The following is a 6,202-nucleotide window of genomic DNA, read 5'->3' as shown; positions in this document are numbered from 1 at the left end:
ACGGGTCAATATTCCCGTACTTTCGTATAGTGCGATGTGGGGACGGAGAAGGTTAGGTCAGCCAGGTGTTGGATGCCCTGGTTCAAGCCGGTAGGTGGAAGGAGTAGGCAAATCCGCTCCTTTGTTAACACCGAGACGTGATAACGAGGTTCTACGGAACCGAAGTGACTGATACCACGCTTCCAGGAAAAGCCACTAAGCTTCAGCTATACGAGAACCGTACCGCAAACCGACACAGGTGGGCAGGATGAAAATTCTAAGGCGCTTGAGAGAACTCAGGAGAAGGAACTCGGCAAATTGATACCGTAACTTCGGGAGAAGGTATGCCTCTTAAGGTGTAGGACCTCGCGTTCGAAGCCTCGAGAGGTCGCAGAGAATCGGTGGCTGCGACTGTTTATCAAAAACACAGCACTGTGCCAACACGAAAGTGGACGTATACGGTGTGACGCCTGCCCGGTGCCGGAAGGTTAAGTGATGGGGTGCAAGCTCTTGATCGAAGCCCCGGTAAACGGCGGCCGTAACTATAACGGTCCTAAGGTAGCGAAATTCCTTGTCGGGTAAGTTCCGACCCGCACGAATGGCGTAACGATGGCCACACTGTCTCCTCCTGAGACTCAGCGAAGTTGAAATGTTTGTGAAGATGCAATCTCCCCGCTGCTAGACGGAAAGACCCCGTGAACCTTTACTGTAGCTTTGCATTGGACTTTGAACAGACTTGTGTAGGATAGGTGGGAGGCTATGAAGCTGAGACGCTAGTTTCAGTGGAGCCGTCCTTGAAATACCACCCTGGTGTGTTTGAGGTTCTAACCTTGGTCCGTGATCCGGATCGGGGACAGTGCATGGTAGGCAGTTTGACTGGGGCGGTCTCCTCCCAAAGTGTAACGGAGGAGTTCGAAGGTCACCTAGGTACGGTCGGAAATCGTGCTGATAGTGCAATGGCATAAGGTGGCTTAACTGCGAGACCGACAAGTCGAGCAGGTGCGAAAGCAGGACATAGTGATCCGGTGGTTCTGAATGGAAGGGCCATCGCTCAACGGATAAAAGGTACTCCGGGGATAACAGGCTGATTCCGCCCAAGAGTTCACATCGACGGCGGAGTTTGGCACCTCGATGTCGGCTCATCACATCCTGGGGCTGTAGCCGGTCCCAAGGGTATGGCTGTTCGCCATTTAAAGTGGTACGTGAGCTGGGTTCAAAACGTCGTGAGACAGTTTGGTCCCTATCTGCAGTGGGCGTTGGAAGTTTGACGGGGGCTGCTCCTAGTACGAGAGGACCGGAGTGGACGAACCTCTGGTGTACCGGTTGTCACGCCAGTGGCATTGCCGGGTAGCTAAGTTCGGAAGAGATAACCGCTGAAAGCATCTAAGCGGGAAACTCGCCTGAAGATGAGACTTCCCTGAGGGCTTGACCCTCCTGAAGAGTCGTTCGAGACCAGGACGTTGATAGGTCGGGTGTGGAAGCGCTGTGAGGCGTGAAGCTAACCGATACTAATTGCTCGTGAGGCTTGATCCTATCATTTGAGTGGCTTGGGCCACGCGGTGAATAGAGAGTGCGACGTACGATCGATTACCCAATTCGAAATGGAAGCCAGCTGGCTTCCAGGCTTCTTCTAGTTTGTTGACAGTTTATGTCTGGCGGCCTTAGCGAGGTGGTCCCACCCCTTCCCATCCCGAACAGGACCGTGAAACGCCTTAGCGCCGATGATAGTGCGGCATTGCCGTGTGAAAGTAGGACACCGCCAGACTCCCCTTATAAAAGCCCAGCTCATCCGAGCTGGGCTTTTTGCTTTGCGCCGGCGGAATGCGTCCTCCACCGCGCCCACCTCTCTTCATTCTCCACAGGTCAGTAAAGAAACAGGCCGGATTGAGCTGCGGCTGCAGGCCGAGGTTGGCCGAAGCGTCGCGTGGCTTTGTTAAAAAAATACCCCGCCGGCTGTGCCTGGCGGGGTGTGGTTGTGCATGGGGTTTGGCGATCAGCTGATGCGCTCGATCTGGGCGCCGACGCCGTTGAGTTTCTGTTCGATGTGTTCGTAGCCGCGATCGAGGTGGTAGATGCGGTCGACCACGGTTTCGCCGTCAGCGACCAGGCCGGCGATCACCAGGCTGGCCGAGGCGCGCAGGTCGGTCGCCATGACGGTGGCGCCGGACAGGCGCTCGACGCCCTTGACCACGGCGGTGTTGCCCTCGATATCGATCTTGGCGCCCATGCGGTTGAGTTCCGGCACGTGCATGAAGCGGTTTTCGAAGATGGTCTCGGTCATCATCGCGGCGCCGTCGGCGATGGCGTTGAGGGTCATGAACTGGGCCTGCATGTCGGTCGGGAACGCCGGGTAGGGCAGCGTGCGCAGGTTGACCGACTTGGGACGGCGCTTCATGTCGAGCGAGATCCAGTCGTCGCCGGCTTCGACCACGGCGCCGGCTTCGACCAATTTGTCGAGAATGGCGTCCATGGTGAGCGGCGCGGCGTTACGCAGCACGACGTGGCCCTGTGTGGCGGCGGCGGCGACCAGGAAGGTGCCGGCCTCGATGCGGTCCGGCATGATGGCGTGATCGGCGCCATGCAACGCTTCGACGCCTTCGATCACCAGGCGGTCGCTACCGATGCCGCTGATGCGGGCACCCATCTTGTTCAGGCACAGGGCGAGGTCAGTGACTTCCGGCTCGCGCGCGGCATTTTCCAGGATCGTGGTGCCGTCGGCCAGCACCGCGGCCATCAGCAGGTTCTCGGTGCCGGTCACGGTGACCATGTCCATCACCACGCGGGCGCCGCGCAGGCGCTTCGCCGTGGCCTTGACGTAGCCGTGTTCGATGGTGACGTCGGCACCCATTGCGACCAAGCCCTTGATGTGTTGTTCGATCGGACGGCTGCCGATGGCACAGCCGCCGGGTAGGCTGACGGTGGCCTCGCCGAAGCGCGCCAGGGTCGGGCCCAGCACCAGGATCGAGGCGCGCATGGTCTTGACCAGCTCGTAGGGGGCGACCAGGTTGTTGATGCCGGCGCCGGTGATCTCGACCTCGTGCACGTTGTCGGTCATGACGCGCGCTCCCATGCCCTGCAGCAGCTTCTGGGTGGTGGAGACGTCGCGCAGCATCGGTACATTGCTGAGCCTGAGCGTGTCGGCGGTCAGCAGGCTGGCGCACAGGATGGGCAGGGCGGCATTCTTGGCGCCGGAGACGCGGATTTCGCCATTGAGCGGGCCGTTGCCGCGGATGAGCAGTTTGTCCATGAGTTAGAGCCTGTGGTGAACCGGCATACGAGCCGCGCCAAGTGCCCTGCTTGGGGGGCTTGGCGTGGTCGCGCAGGTCAGAGTCAGTCATTGGCCAAGCGGGTAGCGCCACGGATTGCAAGCGGGGCGCTTGGCCTTGGTGGAGGCGACACCACCGCACGGCGATGTCGCGCCTCGTTAAGCTGTCACCGCAAGGCGGCGCGAGAGACGCCCTGCGGTGTGCTACCGCCAATGCGGCGGGTCACGGCTGCAGCCTGGGGCTAGCCTTGCTGTTTCGCCCACTCTTCCGGCGTTTGCGCCTTGACGATGGAGAGCGCGTGGATCTCGTTGCTTTGCAACTGTTCCTTGATCACTTCCTTGACCAGGCGGTGCCGGTCGATCAGGCGCTTGCCGGCAAAGGCCTCCGATACCACGACGGCGTAGAAGTGGTGGCCGTCGCCTTCCACCTCGAGATGGGTGCAGTCGAGGCCGGCGGCGATGTACTGTTTGACTTGTTCGGTAGTAGCCATGCTGTGTGATCCTTGCGAACTATCCTAGTGTCTGAGCTTGTAGCCACGATGAAGCAGCCACAATGCCAGAGCGGACAGCAAAATGAAACTGGCGCCGACCACGCCGAGCGACAGCCAGGGGCTGATGTCGGCCTGGCCGAAGAAGCCGTAGCGGAAGCCGTCGATCATGTAGAACACCGGGTTGACGTGCGATGCGGCACGCCAGAAACCCGGCAGGCTGTGGATCGAGTAGAACACCCCGGACAGGAAGGTGAGCGGCATGATCAAAAAATTCTGGAACGCCGCCAGCTGGTCGAACTTCTCGGCCCAGATGCCGGCGATGACGCCCAAGGTGCCGAGGACCGCCGAGCCCAGCAGGGCGAAGATCAGCACCCACAGCGGGTGCGTGGGCAGGCCGAGACCGAACCAGGACGTCACCAGCAGGACGCCGGCACCCACGGCGAGCCCGCGCACCATCGCGGCCAGCAGGTAGGCGGCGAAGAACTCCAGCGCGGTCAGCGGCGGCAGCAGCAGGAACACGATGTTGCCGGTGATCTTGGACTGGATCAGGCTGGACGAGCTGTTGGCGAAGGCATTCTGCGCCATCGACATCATCGCCAGGCCGGGGATCAGGAAGGCGCTGTAGCTCACCCCGGGGTAGGCTTCGACGTGCTTCGACAGGACGTGGGCGAAAATCAGCTGATACAGCAGCGCGGTGAGCACCGGCGCCGCCACGGTCTGGAAGGAGACCTTCCAGAAGCGGACGAGTTCCTTGCGGAACAGGGTGAGGAAGCCCTGCATCAGTTGGCCCCCCCTTGCATCATGTGTACGAAGACGTCTTCCAGATCGACTTCGATCATGCTCAGTTCGCGCACCTCGACGCTAGCCTGGCGTAGCGTGGCCAGCACGCCCTCCAGCGCGCCGAGTTCGGGCAGGCGCAGGATGTGGCGGCCGTCCTCCTGGCGCAGCCGCAGCGCTTCGAGGCTCGCCGGCAAGTCGGACGACAGCTTCAGGGCGACGTCGCGCTCGTTGCTGCGTGCGAGCAGCTTGTCCTTGGTTTCCAGCGCGACCAGACGGCCCTTCTTCAGCATCGCGATGCGGTTGCACAGGGCCTCGGCCTCTTCCAGGTAGTGCGTGGTGAGCACGATGGTATGGCCGGCATGGTTGAGCTCCTGCACGAAGCTCCACAGGCTCTGGCGCAGCTCGACGTCGACGCCGGCGGTGGGCTCGTCCAGCACGATCACCGGCGGGCGGTGCACCAGCGCCTGGGCCACCATCACGCGCCGCTTCATGCCGCCGGACAGCGCGCGCATGTTGACGTCGGCCTTGTCGGAGAGGCCGAGCTTGAACAGCAGCTCATCCAGCCAGGCGTCGTTACGCGTCAGGCCGAAGTAGCCGGACTGGAAGCGCAACGTCTCGCGCACCGTCAGGAAGGGGTCGAACACCAGTTCCTGCGGAACCACCCCCAGGCTCTGGCGCGCCGCCTTGTAGTCGCTGACCACGTCGTGACCCATGATGCGGATGGTGCCGCTGTCCGGGCGCGTCAGGCCCGCCATGGCGGAAATGAGCGTGGTTTTGCCGGCGCCGTTGGGGCCGAGCAGGGCGAAGAATTCGCCGGGTTCGACGCGGAAGCTGACGTTGTCGAGGGCCAGCAGTTGGCCGAAACGTCTGCTGACCGCGGAAATGTCGATGGCCGGGACCATGGTGGCTGGGGATCGGGTAAAAGGTGACAATTATACTGCCGGCTCAGGGGTGGGGGGAAAGTTGTTCCAGTACCTCGGGCTTGAACAGTCCTGCGTAGAGGCAGGACAACAGTGCCGGGGTATCGCGTGCGAGGTCGAAGCGTTGCGCGTCGGCCAGCCAGATGCGCAACAGGCCGTCGTGCAGAGCCTGCAGCGACTGTGCCGCCATCACCGGCTGCACCTGCGGCTGCAGCTGGCCGCGAGCCTGTGCGGCCAGCAGGATCTGGGTCAGGGTGGAGTGGGCCTCGCGCATCTTGGCGATGCATTCGTCCTGCACCGGGGCCAGTTCGTCGACATGCTCGGTGCGCAGGAAGATCACCTGCAGTACCCGCTGCAGGCGGGCGTCGAGGGTGACCGAGCGCAGCAGGCTGTTGCTGAATCTCCACAACGCCGCCGCCGGGTTGTGTACGGCACCGGCCTTGAGTTCGTCGAGGTGGGTGTCGAAGTTGGGGATGATGCGGTCGAGCATGGCACGGTACAGGTCGAGCTTGTTCTCGAAATGCCAGTAGACGGCACCCCGGGTAAGGCCGGCGGCGCTGGCGATGGTCGCCAGGGTGGTACGGGAAACGCCATGCGTGCTGAACAGCGCCTCGGCGGTATCCAGGATGCGACAGCGGGTTTGCTCGGCTTCTTCTCGGGTGCGACGTGCCATGGTGCTCGGTGGTTTGATACAACCGCCGAGTTTAACGGCCGGCCGGCGATTAGCCTACTGGTTATAAGAGAAACGCCGCGCTTTAGCTGTACGG

Annotated in this window: 5 protein-coding genes and 2 rRNA genes (1 of these 7 only partly in view); 2 read left to right on the top strand and 5 right to left on the bottom strand. The window is 61.8% G+C overall.

Features of this window, described 5'->3' with window-relative positions:
- A 23S ribosomal RNA gene (locus FURADRAFT_RS19630) occupies positions 1-1,512 on the top strand (it extends 1,379 nt beyond the left edge of the window).
- Positions 1,513-1,630: 118 nt separating this feature from the next.
- Positions 1,631-1,744, top strand: a 5S ribosomal RNA gene (gene rrf, locus FURADRAFT_RS19625).
- Between the two features lie 228 nt (positions 1,745-1,972).
- Here rrf and murA read toward each other — a convergent pair.
- The 5 genes from murA to FURADRAFT_RS19600 all read right to left on the bottom strand — a co-directional run bounded on the left by murA (position 1,973) and on the right by FURADRAFT_RS19600 (position 6,108).
- Positions 1,973-3,226, bottom strand: a complete 1,254-nt coding sequence (gene murA / locus FURADRAFT_RS19620; protein WP_008955915.1) for a UDP-N-acetylglucosamine 1-carboxyvinyltransferase — start codon at positions 3,224-3,226, stop codon at positions 1,973-1,975.
- Between the two features lie 260 nt (positions 3,227-3,486).
- Positions 3,487-3,735 carry a BolA family protein gene (locus FURADRAFT_RS19615; protein WP_008955914.1) on the bottom strand — a complete coding sequence of 83 codons (249 nt, stop codon included), beginning with the start codon at positions 3,733-3,735 and terminating at the stop codon, positions 3,487-3,489.
- A 24-nt stretch (positions 3,736-3,759) separates the two neighbouring features.
- A complete protein-coding gene (locus tag FURADRAFT_RS19610; protein WP_008955913.1) occupies positions 3,760-4,515 on the bottom strand; it encodes an ABC transporter permease in 756 nt (251 codons plus the stop codon).
- On the bottom strand, positions 4,515-5,417 hold the full coding sequence (locus tag FURADRAFT_RS19605) for an ABC transporter ATP-binding protein (RefSeq protein WP_008955912.1): 903 nt from the start codon (positions 5,415-5,417) through the stop codon (positions 4,515-4,517). Before FURADRAFT_RS19605 ends, FURADRAFT_RS19610 begins: the two co-directional genes overlap by 1 nt.
- A gap of 43 nt (positions 5,418-5,460) precedes the next feature.
- Complete coding sequence (locus FURADRAFT_RS19600) at positions 5,461-6,108, bottom strand: TetR family transcriptional regulator (protein ID WP_008955911.1); 648 nt, start codon at positions 6,106-6,108, stop codon at positions 5,461-5,463.
- Positions 6,109-6,202: the final 94 nt, after the last annotated feature.

Origin of the sequence: Pseudogulbenkiania ferrooxidans 2002 (assembly GCF_000174355.1) — a bacterium.
In the GTDB taxonomy this organism is placed as follows: Bacteria; Pseudomonadota; Gammaproteobacteria; order Burkholderiales; family Chromobacteriaceae; genus Pseudogulbenkiania; species Pseudogulbenkiania ferrooxidans.
The sequence above is the reverse complement of the archived record's forward strand: the minus strand, read 5'-3'. Positions and strand labels throughout refer to the sequence as shown.

Coding starts and splice junctions, on each gene's coding strand:
- FURADRAFT_RS19600 (WP_008955911.1), bottom strand. CDS start 6,108: ATGGCACGTCGCACCCGAGAAGAAGCCGAGCAAACCCGCTGTCGCATC.
- FURADRAFT_RS19615 (WP_008955914.1), bottom strand. CDS start 3,735: ATGGCTACTACCGAACAAGTCAAACAGTACATCGCCGCCGGCCTCGAC.
- FURADRAFT_RS19610 (WP_008955913.1), bottom strand. CDS start 4,515: ATGCAGGGCTTCCTCACCCTGTTCCGCAAGGAACTCGTCCGCTTCTGG.
- murA (WP_008955915.1), bottom strand. CDS start 3,226: ATGGACAAACTGCTCATCCGCGGCAACGGCCCGCTCAATGGCGAAATC.
- FURADRAFT_RS19605 (WP_008955912.1), bottom strand. CDS start 5,417: ATGGTCCCGGCCATCGACATTTCCGCGGTCAGCAGACGTTTCGGCCAA.